The sequence below is a fragment of the Anaeromyxobacter sp. SG17 genome (assembly GCF_022690695.1).
In the GTDB taxonomy this organism is placed as follows: Bacteria; Myxococcota; Myxococcia; order Myxococcales; family Anaeromyxobacteraceae; genus Anaeromyxobacter; species Anaeromyxobacter soli.
The window spans coordinates 40,429-61,922 of sequence record NZ_JALCYX010000015.1 but is presented as its reverse complement, the minus strand read 5'-3'; the positions used below and the strand labels follow the sequence as shown (position 1 = coordinate 61,922).

Annotated in this window: 18 protein-coding genes; 10 read left to right on the top strand and 8 right to left on the bottom strand. The window is 67.6% G+C overall.

What is annotated here, in order from left to right; all coding sequences use genetic code 11:
* The first annotated feature begins 8 nt into the window (after window positions 1-8).
* Window positions 9-1,265, top strand: coding sequence for a hypothetical protein (locus MNY60_RS08445; protein WP_242335639.1), 1,257 nt, complete (start codon window positions 9-11; stop codon window positions 1,263-1,265).
* Window positions 1,266-1,321: 56 nt separating this feature from the next.
* On the opposite strand, the gene MNY60_RS08440 is transcribed toward MNY60_RS08445, so the two are convergent.
* The 4 genes from MNY60_RS08440 to MNY60_RS08425 form a co-directional block, all read right to left on the bottom strand.
* The gene (locus tag MNY60_RS08440; protein WP_242335637.1) at window positions 1,322-2,881 is read right to left on the bottom strand and encodes a glycosyltransferase; all 1,560 of its coding nucleotides are present in this window, start codon (window positions 2,879-2,881) and stop codon (window positions 1,322-1,324) included.
* Window positions 2,882-2,954: 73 nt separating this feature from the next.
* Window positions 2,955-4,580, bottom strand: a complete 1,626-nt coding sequence (locus tag MNY60_RS08435; RefSeq protein ID WP_242360401.1) for a capsule assembly Wzi family protein — start codon at window positions 4,578-4,580, stop codon at window positions 2,955-2,957.
* 52 nt (window positions 4,581-4,632) lie between these two features.
* Entirely contained in the window at window positions 4,633-5,415 is a 783-nt protein-coding gene (locus MNY60_RS08430; protein WP_242360400.1) for a glycosyltransferase family 25 protein, read from the bottom strand.
* Window positions 5,416-5,430: 15 nt separating this feature from the next.
* Complete coding sequence (locus MNY60_RS08425; RefSeq protein WP_242335628.1) at window positions 5,431-6,084, bottom strand: hypothetical protein; 654 nt, start codon at window positions 6,082-6,084, stop codon at window positions 5,431-5,433.
* A gap of 225 nt (window positions 6,085-6,309) precedes the next feature.
* Between MNY60_RS08425 and MNY60_RS08420 the strand changes: the two genes are divergently transcribed.
* The 6 genes from MNY60_RS08420 to MNY60_RS08395 all read left to right on the top strand — a co-directional run bounded on the left by MNY60_RS08420 (window position 6,310) and on the right by MNY60_RS08395 (window position 11,663).
* Window positions 6,310-7,086, top strand: a complete 777-nt coding sequence (locus MNY60_RS08420) for a hypothetical protein (protein ID WP_242360399.1) — start codon at window positions 6,310-6,312, stop codon at window positions 7,084-7,086.
* Between the two features lie 25 nt (window positions 7,087-7,111).
* Entirely contained in the window at window positions 7,112-8,050 is a 939-nt protein-coding gene (locus MNY60_RS08415; RefSeq protein WP_242360398.1) for a glycoside hydrolase family 16 protein, read from the top strand.
* A 255-nt stretch (window positions 8,051-8,305) separates the two neighbouring features.
* On the top strand, window positions 8,306-9,193 hold the full coding sequence (rfbA, locus tag MNY60_RS08410) for a glucose-1-phosphate thymidylyltransferase RfbA (RefSeq protein ID WP_242360397.1): 888 nt from the start codon (window positions 8,306-8,308) through the stop codon (window positions 9,191-9,193).
* Window positions 9,193-9,741, top strand: coding sequence for a dTDP-4-dehydrorhamnose 3,5-epimerase (rfbC, locus tag MNY60_RS08405; protein WP_242360396.1), 549 nt, complete (start codon window positions 9,193-9,195; stop codon window positions 9,739-9,741). The genes rfbA and rfbC overlap by 1 nt, the downstream gene beginning before the upstream one ends.
* Window positions 9,742-9,756: 15 nt before the next feature.
* Window positions 9,757-10,767 carry a dTDP-glucose 4,6-dehydratase gene (gene rfbB / locus MNY60_RS08400; protein WP_242360395.1) on the top strand — a complete coding sequence of 337 codons (1,011 nt, stop codon included), beginning with the start codon at window positions 9,757-9,759 and terminating at the stop codon, window positions 10,765-10,767.
* Complete coding sequence (locus tag MNY60_RS08395; RefSeq protein ID WP_242360394.1) at window positions 10,767-11,663, top strand: SDR family oxidoreductase; 897 nt, start codon at window positions 10,767-10,769, stop codon at window positions 11,661-11,663. Before rfbB ends, MNY60_RS08395 begins: the two co-directional genes overlap by 1 nt.
* Window positions 11,664-11,925: 262 nt before the next feature.
* Here MNY60_RS08395 and MNY60_RS08390 read toward each other — a convergent pair whose 3' ends face one another.
* The 4 genes from MNY60_RS08390 to MNY60_RS08375 form a co-directional block, all read right to left on the bottom strand.
* Complete coding sequence (locus tag MNY60_RS08390) at window positions 11,926-13,020, bottom strand: acyltransferase (protein ID WP_242360393.1); 1,095 nt, start codon at window positions 13,018-13,020, stop codon at window positions 11,926-11,928.
* Between the two features lie 313 nt (window positions 13,021-13,333).
* Window positions 13,334-14,659, bottom strand: coding sequence for a glycerophosphodiester phosphodiesterase (locus MNY60_RS08385; RefSeq protein WP_242360392.1), 1,326 nt, complete (start codon window positions 14,657-14,659; stop codon window positions 13,334-13,336).
* 488 nt (window positions 14,660-15,147) lie between these two features.
* Complete coding sequence (gmd, locus tag MNY60_RS08380; protein WP_308197120.1) at window positions 15,148-16,170, bottom strand: GDP-mannose 4,6-dehydratase; 1,023 nt, start codon at window positions 16,168-16,170, stop codon at window positions 15,148-15,150.
* Window positions 16,171-16,227: 57 nt separating this feature from the next.
* Complete coding sequence (locus MNY60_RS08375; protein WP_242360390.1) at window positions 16,228-17,169, bottom strand: GDP-L-fucose synthase; 942 nt, start codon at window positions 17,167-17,169, stop codon at window positions 16,228-16,230.
* 125 nt (window positions 17,170-17,294) lie between these two features.
* Here MNY60_RS08375 and MNY60_RS08370 point away from each other — a divergent pair, with 125 nt between their 5' ends.
* The 3 genes from MNY60_RS08370 to MNY60_RS24215 are packed head-to-tail and all read left to right on the top strand — an operon-like array spanning window position 17,295 to window position 21,341.
* Entirely contained in the window at window positions 17,295-18,833 is a 1,539-nt protein-coding gene (locus MNY60_RS08370) for a lipopolysaccharide biosynthesis protein (RefSeq protein ID WP_308197119.1), read from the top strand.
* On the top strand, window positions 18,830-20,017 hold the full coding sequence (locus tag MNY60_RS24220) for a glycosyltransferase family 4 protein (RefSeq protein ID WP_308197118.1): 1,188 nt from the start codon (window positions 18,830-18,832) through the stop codon (window positions 20,015-20,017). Before MNY60_RS08370 ends, MNY60_RS24220 begins: the two co-directional genes overlap by 4 nt.
* Complete coding sequence (locus MNY60_RS24215) at window positions 19,983-21,341, top strand: O-antigen ligase (RefSeq protein ID WP_242360389.1); 1,359 nt, start codon at window positions 19,983-19,985, stop codon at window positions 21,339-21,341. The genes MNY60_RS24220 and MNY60_RS24215 overlap by 35 nt, the downstream gene beginning before the upstream one ends.
* The last annotated feature ends 153 nt before the right edge of the window (window positions 21,342-21,494 follow it).

The window sequence follows — 21,494 nt, the reverse complement described above, 5'->3', positions numbered from 1 at the left end:
AGGAAGGAATGATCGAGCTCGACGGAACGCTCTCCGAGCTCGCCCGCTACAAGAGCGGCAGCGAGCCCATCGTCAGCCTGTACCTCGACATCCGTTGGAAGGACGAGCAGCAGCGCGAACGCGTCCGGCTGTTCGTGCAGGAGCGAATCCGGCAGACCCTCGCGCACTACCTACCGGAGAGCCCGGGCCGCGCGGGGCTCGAGAAGAACCTGAGGCGGATCCAGGAGCAGGTGAACGGCCTGCTCGGCCAGGAGTACGAGGAGAACAAGAACGGGCTCGCGCTGTTCGCGTGCGACGCGCTCGGCCTGTGGCAGCCGCACTTCTTCCGGCGGTCGTTCGAGAACGCGCTCACCACCGACGCCATCCCGCACCTCACCCAGCTCGCGCGGCTCCAGGACGACGTCGCGCCGGCCATCGTGGTCGCGCCGAGCCAGGAGGGCGCGGACATCTACCACGTGTCCCTCGGCGACCTCGCCGTCGAGGCGAACCTGCGCGGCTTCGTCCCGCGCCGCGAGCGCGACAACTTCAACGCGGGCGGCTCCGGGCGGCCGCGGGCGCAGTACGAGCGGGAGACGAAGGAGGTCCGCCACCACGAGAACTACGTCCAGAAGAACCGGCGCGCCGCGGCGGCGGAGGTGACCGCCTTCTACGACCAGCACCGGCAGGCCTATGTCGTGCTCGTCGGCACCGCCGAGACGCTGGCCGCCTTCGAGCGCGAGCTTCCGGAGCGGCTCAAGGAGCGCATCATCGCGCGGCTCCCGCGGCCGCGGGACTGGGAGTCCGGGGACGGGATGCGGCGCGACGGCATCGTGAAGGGCGCCGTGAAGGCGCTCGCCGAGCGGGAGAAGCTGGACGAGCACGACGCCATCGAGCAGGTGGTGGCCCAGTCGCTCCGCGGCGCGCTCGGCGTGCTCGGCCCGAGCGACGTGGTCGAGGCGCTGAACCAGGGGCGCGTGCACCGGCTCGTCATCGAGGAGTGCTTCGACGGCACGGGCTGGCGCTGCGAGAACTGCCTCGCCATCGGCGCGAACGCGGAGTCGGCGGAGTCCTGCCCCTACTGCGGCGGAGAGCTCCACGCGGTGCGCGACCTCGGCGAGGCGATCGTGGCGCGCGCGCTCCTCGACGGCGCCGCCGTGGAGGTGGTCGCCCACGCGAACAAGCTCCACAGCTACCGGGGCGTGGGCGCGTTCCTCCGTCAGACCGCGCAGACCGGGCTCCGCGGCGCGAGCCCGCCCTACCCGAGCGCGCCGGGGGCGAGCCAGTAGGGAGGTCCGACACCGTCACGCGCCCCGCTCGCCCTCCGGCGCGGGCGGGGCGCGCCTCACCCCACGTCGAGCGAGGGCGGCACCGGCTCGAGCGCCTCCTGCGGGAACTGCGGCTCCGCGGCGCGCCCGGCGCGCGCCGGCTCGAGGACCGCGATGAGCGACAGGGCCGGCAGCGGCAGCACCCGGTCCACGAGCCGGAAGAGCGGCGTGAGGAGGTTCAGGGCGACGATCTGCAGGAGCCCGAAGGAGCGGCGCTTGAGGAGCTTGCCGTTGAGCCACCACGCGGCGGTGCCCACGCGGTTGAAGCGCAGCACCTCCCGCACATCGAAGCCGCTCTCGACCGCGAGCACCCGGAGCGACGCCTCGGTGTAGCGCCGCTTGTGGCCGAGCACCTCGTCGAGGGTGCCGAGCAGCTCCGGGCCCTGCGGCACGAGCACCACCGCGCGGCCGCGCTCGGAGAGCACCGCGCGGATGTTCTCGAGGGCGCCCTTGTCGTCCTCCACGTGCTCGATGACGTTGAGGCACACCACCGTGTCGAAGCCGCCCTCGAGCTTCGGGAACGAGCCGGCCGCGGTGACGTCGGTGAGGGCGACGTCGAGGTAGGGCCGGTCGGCGGTGAGGCTGCGCAGGGTCTGGAGGTAGAGCGGGTTGATGTCCGAGGCGACGTAGCGGTTGCGGGGGATGAGCCGGCGGGTGAGGTTGCCCGTGCCGCTGCCGATCTCCAGGATGCGCTGGCCGCAGAACGGGCGGATGGTGTCGGCCATCCAGGCGTTGAAGCGCGGCGCGCGCGCGAGCCGCCCGAGGATCTGTGAGCCGTGGGCGTCCTTCGCGTAGATCTCGTCGGAGAGCCAGAAGCGCAGGATGGCGAACAGCGCCTTCAGGCCGTCGCGCCAGTTGATCTTCTTGCCTTCCTGGTAGGTGCGCCCCGAGTAGCTGATGGGCACCTCGAAGATGCGCGCCTCGCGCTTCGCGAGCTTGATGGTGAGCTCGGGCTCGAGGCGGAAGTCGTTCGAGCGCAGCGGCAGCGACTTGAGGAGCTCGGTGCGGACGGCCTTGTAGCAGGTCTCCATGTCCGTCAGGTTCACGTTCGTCACCCAGTTGGTGAGGAACGTGAGGAGCCGGTTGCCGAGCTCGTGGCGGAAGAGCAGCGCGCGCCGCGCCTCGCCGCCCGCGAAGCGGGAGCCGAACACCGCGTCGGCCTGCTCGTCCACGAAGACCTTCACGATGCGGAGCAGGTCCTTCGGGTGGTACTCGAGGTCGGCGTCGTGGATCACCGAGAGCTCGCAGTCGGCTTCGGCGAGCGCGGTGCGGATGGCCGCGCCCTTGCCGCCGTTCACGACGTGCTCGAGGAACACCCACTCGATCCGTCCGGTCCGCCCGTGGCCGCGGAGCCGCACGCCCTCCGCGGCGGGCCCGTTCTCCTGCCACGCGATGCCGCGCTCCGCCGCGAACGCCGCGAGCGCGCCCGCCGTGCCGTCCTTGGAGGCGTCGTTCACCACGATGACCTGCACGCGCTCGAGGTGCGGCGAGGTCTCGAGGAGCTCGAGCCGCGCGAGCGAGGTCTGGACGAGGTGCTGCTCGTTGAAGACGGGGACGAGGACGGATAGGGACGTCATGACCGTCCGGTTCTACCAGACCCTGGCTGCCCCCGGAACGAACGGGCGGGCGGACGCCGCCGCAGGAGCGGGATCAAGGCCGGCGGCCGAGCGGCATCGCCAGCTGCACGCCGAGCCGGAGGTTCGGCTCGTTGCGGAGGAAGTCGCGGTCCCAGCGGTATGTGGCCGCGGCCTCCCAGGAGACGTCCACCGGCCCCGCGAAGTAGACCTGGCGCACCGCCGCGGTGACCTCCGTGTCGTGGGAGATCTCGCCCGGGTTGTTCGGGTCGATGACGAGCCAGAACACGGGCTCGTTCCGGCGCACGCGCTCGAGGTAGCCGCCGATGCGGCCGCGCTTGCCGAACACGTCGAGCGCCACCATCTGCGAGTCGGCCCCCGGCCCGATCCACGCGCCGAGCAGCTGGCCCTGGTACGTGTAGGAGAGGTCGTTCCCGTGGATGTAGTAGACGGGTTGCCCCCGGCTGCTGCTCACCGGGCGGAACTCCTGCAGGTCGGTGTACTCGGCGTGGAACCGCACCCAGCGCTCGCCGAGGCGCGCGACCTTCTGGAGGCCTAGCGTGTACGCCTGCGTGTGGTCCGGCTCGCGGATGAAGCCCGCCCACGAGTTCTCGTGATCTTCACGGGCCCACTCGAAGTAGATCTCGAGCCCGCTCTCGGGGAACGCCCAGCGGCCGAACGCGGAGGCGAGCTGGTTGTCGCGCGGGTTGTCCCCCTGCGGGCCGCCGTACCAGGAGCTGAGGTTCTTCTTCTCGAAGCTCTGGAAGAACGGGAACCAGTCGCGGACGCGCAGGTCGTCCCACACCTGGAGCTGAACGCGCGCGAGGCCGAGCGACAGGCGCGGCAGCCAGCGCGGGGTGTAGTCCACCACGAGCGCGGTGAGGAGCGGGTGCGTCGGCGTCGTGACGTAGCGCGTGCGGTCGAGCCGCCCCCAGAGCACCTTCGCCTCCACCGTTCCGATCCAGATGTCGGCCGGGCGCGAGGTGCCGACGAAGGCGTGGGGGAACCCGGCGGCGGCCGAGGACATCACGATGGAGTTCCGGATGCCCGGCCCGAACCAGAGGTTCTCGGTCGAGACGCCGGCGGCGACGTTCCAGACGTCGAGCCTCAGGTAGCTCTGGCCGGGCGCCCAGAAGGTCGGGGTCCCCGCCCCGAAGCGCTGGGGATAGTCGATCGTGTCGCCGTACCAGGCGTTCTGGAAGCGGAGATCGCCGGTCTTGCCGTTCGGGACGAGCGTGAAGTCCCGGTTCTGCGAGACCGCGACCTCGGGGGCGAGCGCGAAGGAGAGCGGCCCGTAGCGTCCGGCGACGCCGACCGTGGCGAACGCCGAGACGCCGCGGCCCGCCCACAGGAGGCCGTCGTTCGCGCCCTCGGGGAAGCGGGAGTTGAACGTGCCCTCGAGCCGGGCGGGGAGCGCCGTGAGGAAGCGCTCGCCGTCCGCAGGCGCGCGCGCGACGTTCCAGGGGAGCGCGACGGCGGCGCAGGTCTCTTCCGAGCGGAACCCGCCGCGCCGGATGAGCCGCGGCTCAGGCGCGACCGCGCCGACCAGCTCGCCCACGCGGGCGAGGTCGTCGGCGGGGTCCCGGAACCCGTCCACCGCGAAGGTCGCGGCCGGCTTGCAGCGCGTGTCGTCGGCCGCCGGCGCGACGGCGGGGGGCGAGAGAGCGAGGACGAAGGCGAGAACGAGCGGTCGGGAGCGCATGGACGCTGCGCGACTGTACGCGAACGGATCGCGCGAAGGGAGAACCCTTTCCCTACCGCTGTGCCGTCGGTGGCCCCTCGAGGATGTACGAGGTGTCACCCCGCTGCCGGAACAGCTTCGGCTCGCTCACGTAGGCCTCGAGCTCCCCGCGCAGGACGAGCCTGCCGATGCCGGTGTCCACGTTCAGGACGACGGGCTGCTGCGAGGCGAGGAGCTTCCGGGCCGCGGAGCGGCTCAGCGCGTACGCGTGGGTGTGATCGTGGCGCCCGGCCCGGCGGAGGTTCTCCGAGTAGGGGCGCGGCAAGAGGTTCATCGCCTCGCGGGCGCTCCAGCGGATGAGGCCCAAGGCCCCGAGCGCGACGTAGGCGGCCTGGTCGAGCCGCCGCCGTGCCGTGACCACCTCGCGCCCCTTGTAGCCGAGGTAGACGAGCTCGAACGAGGGAGGGAGCTGCTCCAGGACCGCCGGGGCGAGCCCGATGGCCTCGGGGATCGGCTCGGCGTCGTCCTCGAAGACGAGCACGCGCTCGTGCCCCTCGTCGAGCATCCTCCTCCAGATGCGCGCGTGGGAGAGGACGCAGGCGATGTGACCCAGCGTGATGCTGCGCCCGTACCGGTGGGCGCGCCGCGCCGCGCGATCGTCGTAGACGCCGCGCGCCTCGAGGTCGGCGAGGTCGAGCTCGAGCTTGTCCTGCCCGTACACGAGCTCGTAGCGCAGCCCGCCGAGCGAGCGCTCGATCGCCGGGTGGCGATCGGTCGCGCGCGGCAGCGTGAGGACGAAGATCCGATCGAAGTAGTCGTTCAGGGCTCGGTACGAGCGGTCGAGACCGGGATCCATGGGGACGGCGCGATGTTATCGCACTCGCCGTCCGACCGGCAGGTCCGTCCGGATGAGGAGGCCGATCGAGGGCGCCCCCCGCGATCCGCCGTCCCAGGAGAACCGGTACCAGCTCGCCCGCAGCCCGAGGCCGGTGCGGGTCCGGGGCGCCACGATCCACTCCGCGTCGAGCACCACGCCGGGCGCCGGGTCGAAGTGGAAGCGCGCATCCTCGAGGAACCCGCCGCCGCGCATGCGCGGCCACAGCAGCACCGAGGCGCCTGCCCCGAGCCGAAACGGCCCCGCGTAGGCGAGCTCCATGAGGTCCACCGGCACCGTCGTGAAGAGCGCGTCCCCGTTCGACGCGCGGAGCATGTCGAGCTTGAAGCCGGCGGCGAGCCGGGTCGCGAGGCGGCCCTGCGAGAGCGGGAGGAAGCTCCAGCCGAGCGCGAAGGCGAAGCCGTCGTTGAGGTGCATCGTCGTGCGGGTATCGTCCGGGTACTGGATCGCGACCAGCCGCTCGAAGCCGAAGTCGCTGTGGAGCTCGAGCACGAAGCCGTGGTCGCTCGCGCGGGCCCGTTCGGGCGCGCGAACCGCCGGCGCGGCCTCGACCTCGGGGGTGGACCTCGGCACCCCCGGCGAGCCGAAAGGCTCCTGCCCGGCCGCGGCCTGCGCCGCGAGGAGCAACACGAAAGGTAAAGTTCGCAAGCGCGGTCCCAGCGCTCCAACGTCGAGCGTGCGAGCGCCGGGAGCAAGCCCGCGGACGGAGGTCCACGCGAGGCCACGGCGCATCCCCCGAGGGCGCGCCACGGCCAAACGAGCGTGCGCCTCTCCACTCGTGGCGAAGATCGGAGCGCCCCGCCGTGCCGCGGGCGCGCCCATTGCCGTCCGCCGGCCCACCGCTAGCTTCCGGAAGTGAGCTCGCGCTACGCCATCGTCGCGCTGGCGGTCGCCGTCGGCGCCGCTCCGCCGGAGGCGCGCGCGAGCGACGACGGCCTCGGCGAGCCGCCTCGAACGGTGGTCCCCGAGATGACGAGCGGCCCGGTGCAGGTGCTCCCGCCGGTGCTTCCCGGCCAGCACCTCAGCGGCACGGCGTTCCTCGGCTACCGCGGCATCGACCGGCAGACCACCGGCGCGATCGTGACGGCCGCCCCCTGGTGGAAGTCGTTCGTGCGCCTGGGCGCAGAGCTCACGCCGCGTTCCCGCGATGGCGACGTGCGGTTCCTGTGGGGGCTCGGGTTCGAGGACTGGCGGGACAACTCCTTCTTCCTGCACGTGCACGACTGGGGGCCGGTGCGCCCCGACGACTCGTTCACGCTCAAGGACGCCGAGGCGAGCCTCGGCTACAAGCTCCCGAGCCTGTGCGGGGGGCCGTTCTGCATCGCGCCGAGCGCGTTCGCCACCCTGCCGTTCCGCGGCGGCCCGTACCTCGGCGCGCGCACCACCTTCCTCGTGGCGCGGACCTGGTTCGCCACCGGCGGGCTCGGCTGGACCATCCCGGGCGCGCTGGAGGGCACGGCGACGCCGCCCGAGTGGCGCGTGTCGTTCGCGCTCGGACGCTGGGACTGGCGGCCGGGGGGGCTCTTCCTCACGTACCGGGACGAGATGCAGCTCGACCGCCTCCGCACCTGGGACACCACGGAGCGGAAGGGCAACGGGGTCGTCGCGGCGGGCGTCAACTGGTCGTACTAGGGCGGCTCGGCGGGGGGGGGAGACCATGCGCCACGAGATCCGGATCGTCGTCGCAGCCGCGCTCGCGCTCTCCGCGTGCGGGCTCCTCGAGCCGGAGGGGCCGCCGGCGAGGACGGCGGGGGAGCTCCCAGGAGGGACGACGCCGGACGTGCCGATCCCGCGGCCGCAGGACCCGAGCACCCCGCAGGATCCGAGCGCTCCCGGCGAACCGGTGCCCGACGCCCCGTTCGCCGGCTACACGCTCGCCTGGCGGGATGAGTTCTCCGGGTCCGCGGTCGACAGCGGCAAGTGGCTCGTGAACAGCGGGCCGTGGAAGGGCGGCGTGAGGGGACCGGAGGCGCTCGACGTGGGCGGCGGCATCCTCACGTTCATCACCTTCACCGACGACGCGGGCGTGCACCACGCCGGCCACATCACCACGCACGGCAAGTTCAAGGCGCGCTACGGCTACTACGAGACGCGCGCACGGTTCGGAGACAGCTACGGCCAGTGGTGCTCGTTCTTCGTGTGGCCAGCCACGTACGGCAACCCCATCGGCGACCCGGGCAACGCCGGCGTCGAGGTGGACGTCTACGAGCACCGCGAGATCGACGGCAGCGGGTGGCGGATGCCCAACTACGTCCAGGTCGGCATCAACTGGGACGGCTTCGGGAGCGAGTGGAAGAAGAGCAACCGCACCGTCGCGCACCCCGATGGCGCGCCGCTCAAGGGCGAGTGGCACGACTACTCGGTGCTGTGGACCCCGGAGGGCTACACCTTCTACATCGACGAGAAGCCGGTGTTCCGGACGAGCGCGGCCGTGTCGAACATCGCGCAGGATCTGTATCTCACCTGCGAGGTGCTGGATCACAGCTGGGCAGGCGACGTCCCGGCGGGCGGCTACGGCTCGCGCGAGACGAGCACCACCAGGATGGAGATCGACTGGGTCCGGGTGTGGGTGCCGAGCGACGAGGCTGCGCGCTGACGCCGCGGCCGCCGGCGTCACCACGCTGCCCCGCGGCGCGAGACGGCGCCAGCCTGCCGTGAGCGGAAGCGGACTCCGGCCGCGCTTGCGCCGGCCGCGCGGAGCGTCGTAGAAGATCGCGGACTCGCGGTCTTGGCCGGCGGACGGGCGTTCGAGCGCCTCGACGCTGCAAGCTGCAGGCGGGCCGCGGCTCCGACGGTTTCATCCTCGCGACGACGCGGGGCTGCTCCAACGCTCGGAGACGCGGCGGATCCCATGACGACCAGGCGCAAGGGCATCATCCTCGCTGGCGGCGCCGGAACCCGGCTCTATCCGGCCACGCTGTCCGTCTCGAAGCAGCTGTTGCCCGTCTACGACAAGCCGATGATCTACTACCCGCTCACGGCGCTGATGCTCGCCGGGATCCGGGAGGTGCTCGTCATCTCGACGCCGCAGGACACGCCGCGGTTCGCGGAGCTCCTCGGCGACGGCGGCGCCTGGGGCATGCACTTCGAGTACAAGGTCCAGCCGAGCCCGGACGGCCTCGCGCAGGCGTTCATCCTCGGAGCGGACTTCGTGCGGGATGGCCCGTCGGCGCTCGTGCTCGGCGACAACATCTTCTACGGCCACGAGCTGCAGCAGGTGCTGCGGACCGCGGACGAGCGGCGCGACGGGGCGACAGTCTTCGCCTACGCGGTGACCGACCCGGAGCGCTACGGCGTCGTGGAGTTCGACGAGAAGCGGCGGGCCGTCAGCATCGAGGAGAAGCCGGCACGGCCGAAGTCGCGCTACGCGGTCACGGGCCTCTATTTCTACGACGAGGAGGTCGTCGAGAAGGCGCGCACCGTGCGCCCCTCCGCGCGCGGCGAGCTGGAGATCACCGACCTCAACCGCCTGTACCTCGACGAGGGCAAGCTCGCGGTCGAGATCATGGGCCGAGGTTACGCCTGGCTCGACACCGGCACGCACGACTCGCTCCTCGACGCGGGGCAGTTCATCGCCACCATCGAGAAGCGCCAGGGGCTCAAGGTCGCCTGCCCGGAGGAGGTGGCCTGGCGGCAGGGATGGATCGACGACGCCCGGCTCGAGCGCTGCGCCGCGGCCCTGGGCAAGTCGAGCTACGGCCAGTACGTCCGCGGGCTCGTCGGCACGCGGGTCTTCTGATGAACGTCCGACCCACCCGCATCCCGGACGTGCTGGTCCTCGAGCCGAAGGTGTTCGGGGACGCGCGGGGCTTCTTCTTCGAGAGCTTCAACCGCAAGGCGTTCGACGCCGCGGTCGGGCGCGCCGTCGAGTTCGTGCAGGACAACCACAGCCTGTCGGCGCGGAACGTCCTGCGCGGCCTCCACTACCAGCTCCCGCGTCCGCAGGGGAAGCTCGTGCGCGTGGTCCGCGGCGAGGTGCTCGACGTGGCGGTGGACCTCCGCCGCGGCTCGCCGACCTGCGGCAAGTGGGTGGGCGAGGTGCTCTCCGCCGAGAACAAGCGGCAGCTCTGGATCCCGGAGGGCTTCGCCCACGGGTTCCTCGTGCGCTCCACCGAGGCGGAGTTCCTCTACAAGACCACCGACTACTGGCACCCCGAGCACGAGCGCTGCATCCGCTGGGACGATCCGGGCCTCGCCATCGACTGGCAGACCGGCGGCGACTCGCCCGTCGTCTCCGCGAAGGACGCGGCCGGGCTGCGCCTCGCCGACGCGCCGCTGTTCGACTGAGCTGGAGAATCAAGAATGAACGTCCTCCTCACCGGCGGCTCGGGCTTCATCGGCTCGAACCTCGTGCGCCTCCTCCTCGCCGAGCGGCCCGAGTGGCGCATCGTCAACCTCGACAAGCTCACCTACGCCGGGAACGCCGAGAACCTCGCCGACCTCGAGGGGAACCCGCGCTACCGCTTCGTGCGCGGCGACATCTGCAACGGCGAGCTCATCGCCGACGTCTTCCGGACGGAGAAGATCGAAGCGGTGCTGCACCTCGCGGCCGAGAGCCACGTCGATCGCTCGATCCTCTCCCCGTCCGTCTTCATCGAGACGAACGTGCGCGGCACTCAGGTGCTGCTCGAGGCGGCGCGCGAGCTCGGGGTGAAGCGCTTCGTCCACGTCTCCACCGACGAGGTGTACGGCTCGCTCGGGCCGACCGGCCTCTTCACCGAGAAGACGCCCCTCGATCCGTCCTCGCCGTACTCCGCCTCGAAGGCCTCGAGCGATCTCCTCGCGCTCGCCTACGCGCACACGTTCAAGCTGCCGGTGGTCGTCACGCGGTGCTCGAACAACTACGGGCCCTACCAGTTTCCCGAGAAGCTCATCCCGCTCATGATCGCGAACGCGCTCCGCGACCTGCCCCTGCCCGTGTACGGCGACGGCATGAACGTGCGCGACTGGATCCACGTCGAGGACCACTGTCGCGGCCTCCTCGCCGCGCTGGAGCAGGGCGAGAGCGGGCAGGTCTACAACTTCGGGGCGTCGAGCGAGCGCCACAACATCGACATCGTGAAGCAGGTGCTCCGCCTCGTCGGCAAGCCCGAGTCGCTCATCAGGTACGTGACGGATCGGCCCGGCCATGACCGCCGCTACGCCATCGACTCCACCAAGGCGCGGACCCAGCTCGGCTGGGCGCCGCGGCACGCGTTCGAGGACGCGCTCGCCGCGACCGTGCGCTGGTACGTGGAGCGCCGGCCGTGGTGGGAGCGGATCATCTCCGGCGAATACCTGAAGTACTACGAGAAGCAGTACGGAGGCCGGTAGTGCGCGTCGCGGTCACCGGGGCGAACGGGCTGCTCGGCGGCGAGGCCGTGGCAGCGCTCGCTGCGAGCGGCGGCCACGAGGTGCTCGGCATCGGCCGCGGGCCATGTCGCCTGCCGCCGGGCGCGTACCGCTGGGCCGAGGCCGACCTCGGCGACGGCGCCTCGGTCGAGCAGGTCCTGCGCGAGTTCGGCGCCCAGGCGGTGCTTCACGCAGGGGCCGCGACCGACGTGGACGCCTGCGAGCGCGACCCGGAGCTCGCCTGGCGCGTGAACGTCGGCGGCAGCGAGCAGGTGGCCCGCGCCTGCCGGGCCCTGGGTGCGCGGCTCGTGGCGGTCTCCACCGACTACGTCTTCGACGGCACCGCCGGTCCGTACTCCGAGGACGACGTGCCGAACCCGCGCGGCGTCTATGCGCGCACGAAACGCTGCGGCGAGGAGGCGGCGCTCGTGCTCGTGACGGACTGCGCCGTGGCGCGCGTCGCAGTCGTGTACAGCGGTCGGCCAGGGGCGAAGGCCACCTTCGCGACGCAGGTGGTGGAGAAGCTCTCGCGCGGAGAGAAGGTCCACGCGTTCTCGGATCAGCTTGTCTCCACCACGCTGGCCGCGAACGGCGCGGCGATGTGCCTCGAGCTGCTGCTCGAGACGGGATACCGGGGCGTAATGCACACGAGCGACGCCACGGTGCTCGACCGGGTGGAGTTTGCTCGGCGGGTCGCGAGTGAGTTCGGCCTCTCGGGCGAGATCGTTCCGGTCAGGACCGCGGACGTGAAGCTCCTCGCCCCACGGCCCTTGCGCGGCGGGCTGCGCACCGACCGTGCCGCGGCGCGGCTCCGGACGAAGCCCCTCCAAATCGACGAGGCGCTCCGGCGTTTCCGCGAGGAGTGGCGGCGGCGCTAGCTGTCGCGATGGAGCTGGTTGTGCATCCGGCCAGAACTGCGCAAGACGATGTGGACGCCCGAGCGCGCCTCCTACGTCAGTACTCCGAGAGCCGAGTGCACGTACAGTCCGCAACTTGGACCACGAGCCGCTCCGAGCCGCAAACCTCCCGTGTCTCAAAACCAACGAACGGATCGTGTCTCCGTCGCCGTTGGGTAACGCGCAAGATTGCGCGCACTAAAGTGCGATGATTCCCTCACGAGAGAGGCCTCGGGATCGCTGATTACTCGATCGCAGTTCCGCCCGCTGCTCGGCGAACGAGGATTTTGTCGCGAACACGTAGCAGAGGTTGCTCCACGAAGCGATACGAGAGTTCGGCTGCGAAAAAGGCAGCGAGGAAGTTTACAGGCCAAAACGAAAGTACGCTTGGGAGCCCTGGCGCGAAAAAGGGCTGCTGCCAGAGGTAGAGGCTGTACGAGATCACGCCAACATGAACAGCGGGCCGCGAGTTCAGGAGGAGTCCGACGCGCGAGCCGGAGTTATGAACAGCCCAGAGGATGAGTGACCCGACCGCGAGCGAGCCGACCCATGCCCCGCCGATATAGTCATAGTAAGGCGTTAGCAGCATGTGATCGAATACGGGCGAGACGAGGGCGAGGAAGAGAGCAGCGAGTGCTGCAACCCAGCCCCGGCGGAGGAAGCGAAGCAAGAGGTGGTCGGGGGAGTGCGCATGAAGGAGTGCCAGAAGACAGCCGAACAGGATGGTGTCGAACCGCAGATGAAGAAACCCGTAGTGCTTTCCCCGTGGCGCAAAGACAAGCGCGTGCAAAAGTACTCTTACGACGGGGTATGCGAGCAAGACCATGACGATCGCTCTACGTGCGCGCGGAATACCCAACACAGCGACCGCCAGCGGCCACGCCAGGTAGAACTGCTCCTCGACGCTAAGGGACCAGGAGTGGTCCAGCCACCAAGAGTGAGTTGGCGCCAGGTCAGTGAGGAAGAGAAAGCTTCGCGCGAACTGAGGAAGGGTGAGTTCGGGGGCAATGAGCGAGATTGCCGCGAGATAGACCCAGTACGCGGGAAGGATGCGAAACGCTCTTCGCCGATAGAAAGCGCCCAGGTCGATACAACCGTTCCTCGCGTCCTCACGCGCGAGAAGCGTAGTGATCAGAAACCCGCTGATCCCGAAGAAGACCGTGACGCCGGTGTGCCCGAGGGACTGGACGAGCCAACCGAGTGACGGCACAGTCGAACTCTCCCGAGTTCCCGCCGTCATCGAGTGCGCCACGAGGACGCCGATGATGGAGATAGCTCGAAGACCGTCGAGGGAAGGGATTCTTCCCGGGGAACTCGAGGCGGCGCTGGCGTGTTGCATGGAACCGCTTTGGTACCACGCGATGGCGCAAAAGTTCCAGTTGCCTCCTGCGGCGACGCGTTCGGCCGCGTGAAGTCGGCGCCGGCGAAGTTAGCCTCGAGGGATGATTCGTGGGCAGCGAGCGCAGCAGCGACTCGGAGAGGACGAGGCGCCGTGCTTTCTTGGCCCGGTAGACTGGTCTCAACTGGCAGCGGCGGTGGTCTCGAAGGACCCGAGGGTGCTAAGAAGGTCGTTCCTTCTCTCTCCCAATGGCCGAGTGTAACCAGAGGCCGCATGACCTCTCGTTCGGCACCGGACGCTCGGGAGGGGCGGACTAGTACGTAACCGTCGTCATGCCTAGGCCGGGGACGACTCCACTCCCATAGACGCTTACGAACCCGCCGCGCGGGTATGCGGCATCGGCAGCAGTAATGGAACAATGCGTATCGGTACGGGTGACAGTGATCGTCGCGTCGGTGACGTCCACACGGAGCGGTATCGTGTCGCCCTCCAAAACGGACGGGCACTGCCCGCGCGACAGAATCACGTAACCCGACCACGTGCCATCGTCGCGCACCAGCTCGACCGTTCCGTTCAAACGATAGGCGAAGTGATAGCCCTGACGCGCGGCGGCCGTGCCATGCCCGAACCAATCCACGTCATTGTCCGTGGCCCATGCGAAACGAACTCCAAAGTGCCGCGTCAGGTCGTCGTTACCCTTGGTGACCTTGAGGGTGACATGGATCGTTTGAAACGCCGGTGAGTCCGCCGTCCGGACGCCAGGCTCGATCAGGAAAAAGCTTCCGGGTTCCGGTGGGAGGGTCGCAGCCCACGTGACGAAGCCATCGTCCGACACGATCGGTGGCCCGAATAGCGGCGACGACGAGTGCAAACGCCACGTTGAAGCCAGCAGCGACGCAGGCGGAGTCACCATGGTTTTGCCAGGGGGAGTACGCGCGTTCGTAAATGCGCGCAGATAGCCAGCGTCGTCGGTGATAATACCGTCCGCGCCGATGGCTTCGAGCGCCTCGGCCGAGGTCACATCGTTGACCGTCCAGACGAAGACCCGCGCACCCGCTGCGTGAATGCTGTCGATATACGGCTTTGTGGCGTACGAGCGCGAGACGGCAACGCCCCAGAGGCCGTGCGCCAGCACCTGCGTCGGGCTGATCTCGCAGCCGCAGATGAGGACGCGCGGGATCGTTGGATCGACGGCCCTCATTTGTTCGAGTAACGAGGCAGAGAAGGAGTACGCAAGCGCACTTCGCTGCAGCCCGTGCCGCACTATCAGGTTAGCAGCTTCGGTACCAGCGTTCGTGCCTGCACCGGGTTTGAGCTCGGGAAGGAGGAGGTTCGATGAGCCATATCGTTTCAGAAAGTCATCGAAGCGCGGCATGAGCTGCGGAGAAAAGACGTCAGGTCGATAGCCTATAGAGCAATCAAGTGTTAGCAGGTCGTCGAGCGTCGTCTGCGCGATCCACTGGCCTGTCGTGCCGCACATTCTGTCTGTGGTGTCATCGTGAGAGATGACAAAGTCCCCGTCCAAGGTCTTGAGGACGTCCGTCTCGATGGGTGCGCCCAAGCCGGCGGCGTAATCGAAGGCTGCAAATGTGTTCTCCGGCGCGTGGATGTTCCCGGACCCGCGGTGCGCGATGATCACGGGGAACGCCAATTTGTCCCAGTCGAGAACGACTGCGCGCGGCCTAGGGGCCGCTGAGCCCGAGGGTGCCGGTTGGGGCGCGCTCGGCGGCTGGGGGCGCACCCTCCCTATCAGTACCGCAACATCAGCAGCCTCACATGCGGTAGCGATGAGTGCCGAAAGAGCGAGCGGGAGCAGGAGCGACGAGCGAGCGAGCGCATTCACGCATCGACCATCGATCCCGAGATCGCTGGCCGCGAGCCTGCCAAAGGGTTCGTGCCTGCATGTGGTACGGCACTGCCTTTAATCACGCGCCGGGAGACTGCGACGAGCCGGCCCCCATCTGTGTCAAGGGCGACGGTTCTCCGCTTGCGACGAGCCTGTCACCAAACGCGGCACCGATCTGAGGCGGGAAACCACAATCCCGGGGAGGCTATAGCGCAGCCGGATCGATTGAAACGCCCCCGGTCCGAGAAGGGATCGCGCGCCGAAAAAACCTCATATGACACCTACCCGTGCCGCGACACCGCCGGCCCGGCCCCTGCGCGTTGCTCGCGCGCGGCAAGCTCGAGGTCCGAGACCATCATGAGCCTGATGAGCTCCTTGAAGGTCGTGCGCGGCTTCCAGCCCAGCTTCTTCTCGGCCTTGGAGGGATCCGCGAGGAGGAAGTCCACCTCGGTGGGTCGGTGGTAGCGCGGGTCGATCTCGACGAACTCGCGGTAGTCGAGGCCCACGTGGCCGAACGCCTCCTCGCACAGCTCGCGCACCGAGTGCGACTCGCCCGTGCCGATGACGAAGTCGTCTCCTTCAGGCCGCTGGAGCATGAGCCACATCGCCTCGACGTAGTCCTTGGCGTAGCCCCAGTCGCGCCGCGCCTCGAGGTTGCCGAGATAGAGCTTCTTCTGCAGGCCGAGCTTGATGCGCGACGCGGCTCGCGTCACCTTGCGGGTGACGAACGTTTCGCCGCGTCGCTCCGACTCGTGGTTGAAGAGGATGCCGTTCGAGACCGGGATCTTGTACGCCTCGCGGTAGTTCACCCCGATCCAGTAGGCGTACACCTTGGCGCAGCCGTACGGGCTACGCGGGTAAAACGGCGTCTTCTCGTTCTGCGGCGGCGGCGAGGCGCCGAACATCTCCGACGATGACGCCTGGTACACACGCGTGTCATTCAGGCCCAGCTCGCGGATCGACTCAAGCAGCCGCACCGCGCCGAGCCCGGTCACCTCGCCCGTGTACTCGGGCACGTCGAACGAGACCTTCACGTGGCTCTGCGCGCCGAGGTTGTAGATCTCGTCGGGGCGCAGCTTCTTGAGCAGCAGGTTCAGCGACGACGAGTCGTTGAGATCGCCGTAGTGCAGGAAGAGCCGACAGTCCGGGGTGTGCGGGTCCTGGTAGATGTGGTCGATCCGCGTCGTGTTGAACGACGACGATCGGCGGATGATGCCATGGACCTCGTATCCCTTGTCGAGTAGCAACTCCGCGAGGTAGCTGCCGTCCTGTCCGGTGATGCCGGTGATGAGCGCCTTCTTCACTGCCATTGCCCCCAATGACTTAGAACCGCGCGTTCAGAGCCTGTCGAAGTACGAACGTCACGACAGGTTCTTCTCGTACCATTCCACCGTCTCGCGCAACCCGTCCTCGAACGGAATGCGGGCCTTCCAACCGAACTCCCGCTCCGCGCGCGACGTGTCCAGCATCCGTCGTGGCTGCCCGTCTGGCTTCGACGTATCCCACACGATGTCCCCGTCGAACCGGCACAGACGAGCGACCAAGGGCACGAGGTCCCGGATCCTTATCTCGAACCCCGCGCCCAGATTCACCGGGTCGCTCTTGTCGTACTTCTCCGCCGCCTCGACGATCCCCTCGGCGGCGTCTCGGACGTGGAGGAACTCGCGGGAGGCCGCACCGGTCCCCCACACGACGATCTGCTTGTCTCCACGCTCCCGCGCCTCGACGCACTTCCGGATGAGCGCGGGGATGACGTGCGAGGTGTGGAGATCGAAGTTGTCGCGCGGGCCGTAGAGGTTGACCGGGAACAGGACCGAGGAGTTGAAGCCGTACTGCTGCCGGTAGGCCTGGCTCTGCACCAGCAGCATCTTCTTCGCGAGCCCGTACGGTGCGTTCGTTTCCTCCGGATATCCGTTCCAGATGTCCTCTTCCTTGAACGGAACCGGGCAAAACTTGGGGTAGGCGCAGATCGTACCGAGGGCTACGAGCTTCCTGAGGCCGACCTGCCGGCCCACCTCGATGAGCTGAACGCCCATCATGAGGTTGTCGTAGAAGAACTTCCCAGGGTTGTCCCGGTTCGCCCCGATGCCACCTACCCGCGCCGCCAGGTGGATGACCAGCGTCGGCTTCGCGTCGGCGTAGAGCCGCCGCACGTCCTCGATCCGGACGAGGTCGTAGTCCCGCGATCGGGGGACGAATATCTCGCGCGCGCCGCGTCGACGCAGCTCCTCGATGACGAAGCTGCCGAGGAAGCCGGCGCCGCCGGTAACTGCGACCCGTTGAATGGACCACTGGATCGGCATCGGCGCGAGACACTAGACAGTGACTCGTGGCGAGTCAAACGCCGCGAACACACAAAGCGGTCGGCTCAAGCCCTCGACTGTCCCCCGAGGTCTCCTCTAGAATCGCGCACCGTTCGGAACGATGAATGGCCGACCGGCACCGGGGCGCATCATCGGTGATGCGCGAGCGGGATACGGCTCAGGCAGCTAGGGCACCCGTTTCGCCACTCCTCGGCACGCTCAGACACTGGAGACCGCCGGTGCACACAGCGCCTAAGCACAGTTCATCATCATCTGACGAGGCGGCGCGCCAGTTGTCTCCCGTTGGGCGCCGCACGCAAGCCGAACAGCGTAGCGAGTCTCGCGGTCGCGATCGTAAGTACTCGGGGGCTCTCCGCGGATCTGTCGCGTCGATCGCGGCTCAGCTTGCTCGCAGCGCATCAGCGCTCCTGGCCGTTCCCCTGACGGTCGGGTACATGGGCCGGGAGGCGTACGGTCTGTGGATGGTTACGCTCTCAATACTGAGCGTTCTGAGTCTCCTGGATGCGGGCTTGGCGCCAGCCGCAAAGAACAGAATGTCAGAGGCGTTTGCCCGTGGGGACCGGGACGAATTCGAACGCTACGCGTCGGGAATGCTGGTGGCGGGATTCGCCGTCGGGTGCCTCGGGGTGCTCGTCGTGTCAGCGGTTGCACTCGTTGACTGGGGTGCCATCCTGTCTCTGCAGGAAGCCAAGGCAGCGGCGCAGGCAACCGGTCTCATCGTCTCCGCGTGTGCGGTGGCGGTAGCTTCCTTCGCCGTGGGAGGTGTCGAGGCCATTTACGCAGCAAAGCTGAGGACTCAGATCCCGGCCACGGCAAATACCGTCGCCTCGATCTTGAGTGTCGCCCTCGTCTACGCGTTCACCACCCTTCGACTCGGGCTATGGGCGCTTCCGCTTGCAACCGGCGGCCCGTTGGTGGTCGGCCGGATCCTTCTTCTCGGTGCGCTGGCAAGCAAAGGTGAGATTCTGCTGGCGCCTGCCATTAGGCAGATCCCTGGCCTATTGCGTGAATTGGCGCCGAGTTCTGCGGCGTTTATCAGCCTGCAAGCGACGAACGTTGCGCTCAGCGCCTTTCCTAACGTTTTGATCGCCAGACAACTGGGAATAAGTGGCGTCGCTGTGTTCAGTATTGCGCAGCGCCTCGTTTCAGTACCCCTCTTGCTCGTTGCCGCTGCGGTTCCGGCGTATTGGCCCGCGTTCACCGTTGCCTGGAGCCGCGGCGACATGGGGTACGTAAAACGCACATTGCGTCTGACGCTCACGCTCACTGCCTCAATGTTGCTCGCCTACGTGCTCGTTATGTGTGTGTGGGGCGAATCGCTGGCGTTGATGTGGACGAGGAAAGCTGTTGGACCGGACCGGTCCCTGCTCTGTGCGCTTGGGGCATGGCTGGTGTTGGCCGGGTGCACGCAGTGGCTCAGCACATTTCTCAACGCGATAGCAGACCTGCGTGCCCAACTCGCCGCTGGAACTATCCAGGTCGCACTCCTCTGGGTGGGCGGTGTAGCGCTCACGACTAGATACGGGGCCGTGGGGCTCGCGAGCGCGATGACCTTGGCGCTCGCGTTCTCGTCGACCATTCCACTAGGACTGAAGGTCCGGGGCCGCATGCGTGATGGTAACTTGGCAGGGGGGCGCGGATGACGCCCCTGCGAATTCTGATCACAGCACCAACCTTCCCGCCGTGCTCCGATGGCGTGGCCCATGTAACCTGGGAGCACGCGAGCGCACTAGTCGACCGCGGCCACAGCGTGACCGTTGCGACGCAACTGAGGCGCGACAGGGTCCCGTCGGCCGACTCACGTATAAGTGTCGTCCAGTTTGATGTCTCCGGAAACGCAAATGCCAGGACGCGATACTCCGGCGAAATCGACAGGTACGTTGATTTTATCGGTGGGTTCGACTGCGATCTGATCGCATGCCACTGCTGGCAGATCTGGAGCACGGACCTCGCGGCGCGAGCCTTTCGACGTGCGCGCGCGCCGAAGGTCTTGGTAAGCCATGGGGTATCGGCAAACACAAGGGTGACGTGGCCGCGCGGTATTCCGAGCTATGTTCTATGGCGCCCGTACGTGTGGTGGGGGATGCCCTCCATCATGCGATCGTTCGACCGGATCTTGTTCCTTTCCGAACGAGAAGACGCGGACCGATTCTATGACCGACGGCTCGCCCGAAGGCTGGGGATCGAGTCTGCCACCGTGCCTAACGGTTGCTGGCCGAATCTCACCCCCGGACGCGATGAGCGCTTTCGGCGCCGTCACCGTGTGACGACCCGTCGTCTCGTGCTTTGTGTCGGTAAGTATGACCGAATGAAGAACGAGGAGGAAGCCGTCCGAGCGTTCATGGACGCTCGGGTGCCGGACTGCACGTTGGTGCTGATTGGTCCGAGAGAAAATGCCTACTCCAACAACCTAACAAACATGTGGCGTCCGCCTACTGCGTCTACGGAGCTCCGAGTGTTGAGCGGGCTCGAGGCGTCCGAGATACGTGAAGCTTACCGAGCGGCAGATCTGTTTGTAACCTTCTCAAGGACCGAGTACCTCCCGCTCGTAATCCTGGACGCAATGGCCTCCGGCGTGCCGTTCGTGTCGAGCGACGTCGGTTGCGTCGGTGACCTCCCTGGAGGCGTCGTGGTCCGCACGTCACGGGAGTTGGCTGCTCGAATACGATGTCTCATGTCCGACGATCAGCTCCGCGCTCGCCTGAGTGACCTCGGTCGGCGAGCTTGCGAAAGCGTCTATTCGTGGGATGTGGTGGCCAAGAAGTTGGTAGCGTTCTACGAGGAGAGTGCGCGTGCCGCGCGAACTGCATCATCGGCCGTCGTGTAGCCGGACTCAACGGCTGAAGGCGGAAGACTCCCCGCGCGAGCTGTCGCGGGGCGAGATCGTCCTTGTTTGCGCAGCGTCCGCCTACATCCTTCTGATTTACTTCAAGCCCGTACTTCGCTTTCTCTCCGGCGAGACGATCATCTACGGGAGCGCAAATGTCCTCGCGATTGGCCTCGGACTATCGATGGCCTTGAAGCTGGACGGCCGAAGTGCGTTCGGCCGGCGGGGCGCCAGACTCGTGTTTCTGGGATTCGCGCTTGTCGCGGTGTCGCTGGCGGCTTTGAACGGAGCCTCCGCCTGGAGCGACTTCTACGACGCATCGTATTCGCTGCTCGCGACATGGCTCGCGTACGTAATGTTTGGTGCCATTGGGCGCCGCTCTCGCGCGCTGACAGTAGTTCTCGTGGTCTTCGCCGTGAGCGCATTCGTGAACAGCGCGATCGGGGTATGGGGGGCCGCCACGGGAAACACCATTTTCGGCGTCTCGGCAGATGACGTTGGAACGGGCGCCTTCGGGTTCGACGAACAGACCGGTCGCAGCGGGGGAGTCGCGGGCGAAAACTACGTCGGGATGTTTAACGTTCCAGCGCTAGTCATCGGGATGGAGTGGGTGCTTGGACGAGGCTGGAGGCGGCTTGCCGGGGTTACATCGGTCGCCGTGTCCGCAGCGGCTATTGGCGTGAGTCTGTCGCGAACCTCGGTTTTGACTGGAGCGGTTGCGCTTTCCGCTGGCGTGTTCCTCCGTCTAAAGCGTGGTCAGGTCTTTGGGCTGCTTGGTTCGCTAAGCGTCATCGCGGTCGCCGCGTTGGTCGTGGCGCAGTTCGGTACGATCGGACTTGGTCGGGTGGGCGGGTATGCCCAGGAGTCTATTGCCGCTCGCTGGAGCATCGGGGGGGTGACTGGGGACATCCGGTATTCCATTTGGGACTATTATGCCCAACAGTGGATGGCGAGTCCGGTGTTTGGGTTGGGCCCGGGTTTCATTAGACAGAGTGTGGCGGAGGGTCAGTTCGTCCCGCACAACTCTTTGTTGGACATTCTGGTGGAGTTCGGCGCGTGCGGCTTAGCGGTGTATCTGGCGCCATTGTTGGCAAGCGTGAGTCGAGCCGTGGGTCGCAAGAGCGAGATAGGGAACGGGGTAGTTGAGCGGGTCCTCGTAGCTACCGCGGCGGGGATGCTCATATCGTTGCTGACGCTCAGTAACGCGGCGGCTAGGCCGTTCTGGGCGTTTGTCGGCGCTGCTTCGGGTCGAATGATGTGTGTCCGTGATGCACGCGGGCGTCGGGTTGCGCCGTCGAATGCGCGCTCTCCCGTGGAAGGGTGAGTATGCGACTGCTCATGGTTGGGTATTTCACTAACCCTCAGTACGAGGAGGCGAGCGCGGCTGCGCTGCGCAGAGCGGGCCATGAGGTGCTGGAGTTTAGCCTTGACAAATATTGGGGGCGAAGCGCAGTCCGGCGGGTGCTTCGGCGGGTAA

Excerpts from the sequence above, each read along its gene's own strand:
- MNY60_RS08445 (WP_242335639.1), top strand. The coding sequence starts at position 9 with ATGATCGAGCTCGACGGAACGCTCTCCGAGCTCGCCCGCTACAAGAGC.
- MNY60_RS08440 (WP_242335637.1), bottom strand. The coding sequence starts at position 2,881 with ATGACGTCCCTATCCGTCCTCGTCCCCGTCTTCAACGAGCAGCACCTC.
- MNY60_RS08435 (WP_242360401.1), bottom strand. The coding sequence starts at position 4,580 with ATGCGCTCCCGACCGCTCGTTCTCGCCTTCGTCCTCGCTCTCTCGCCC.
- MNY60_RS08430 (WP_242360400.1), bottom strand. The coding sequence starts at position 5,415 with ATGGATCCCGGTCTCGACCGCTCGTACCGAGCCCTGAACGACTACTTC.
- MNY60_RS08415 (WP_242360398.1), top strand. The coding sequence starts at position 7,112 with ATGCGCCACGAGATCCGGATCGTCGTCGCAGCCGCGCTCGCGCTCTCC.
- rfbA (WP_242360397.1), top strand. The coding sequence starts at position 8,306 with ATGACGACCAGGCGCAAGGGCATCATCCTCGCTGGCGGCGCCGGAACC.
- rfbC (WP_242360396.1), top strand. The coding sequence starts at position 9,193 with ATGAACGTCCGACCCACCCGCATCCCGGACGTGCTGGTCCTCGAGCCG.
- rfbB (WP_242360395.1), top strand. The coding sequence starts at position 9,757 with ATGAACGTCCTCCTCACCGGCGGCTCGGGCTTCATCGGCTCGAACCTC.
- MNY60_RS08390 (WP_242360393.1), bottom strand. The coding sequence starts at position 13,020 with ATGCAACACGCCAGCGCCGCCTCGAGTTCCCCGGGAAGAATCCCTTCC.
- MNY60_RS08375 (WP_242360390.1), bottom strand. The coding sequence starts at position 17,169 with ATGCCGATCCAGTGGTCCATTCAACGGGTCGCAGTTACCGGCGGCGCC.
- MNY60_RS08370 (WP_308197119.1), top strand. The coding sequence starts at position 17,295 with ATGGCCGACCGGCACCGGGGCGCATCATCGGTGATGCGCGAGCGGGAT.
- MNY60_RS24220 (WP_308197118.1), top strand. The coding sequence starts at position 18,830 with ATGACGCCCCTGCGAATTCTGATCACAGCACCAACCTTCCCGCCGTGC.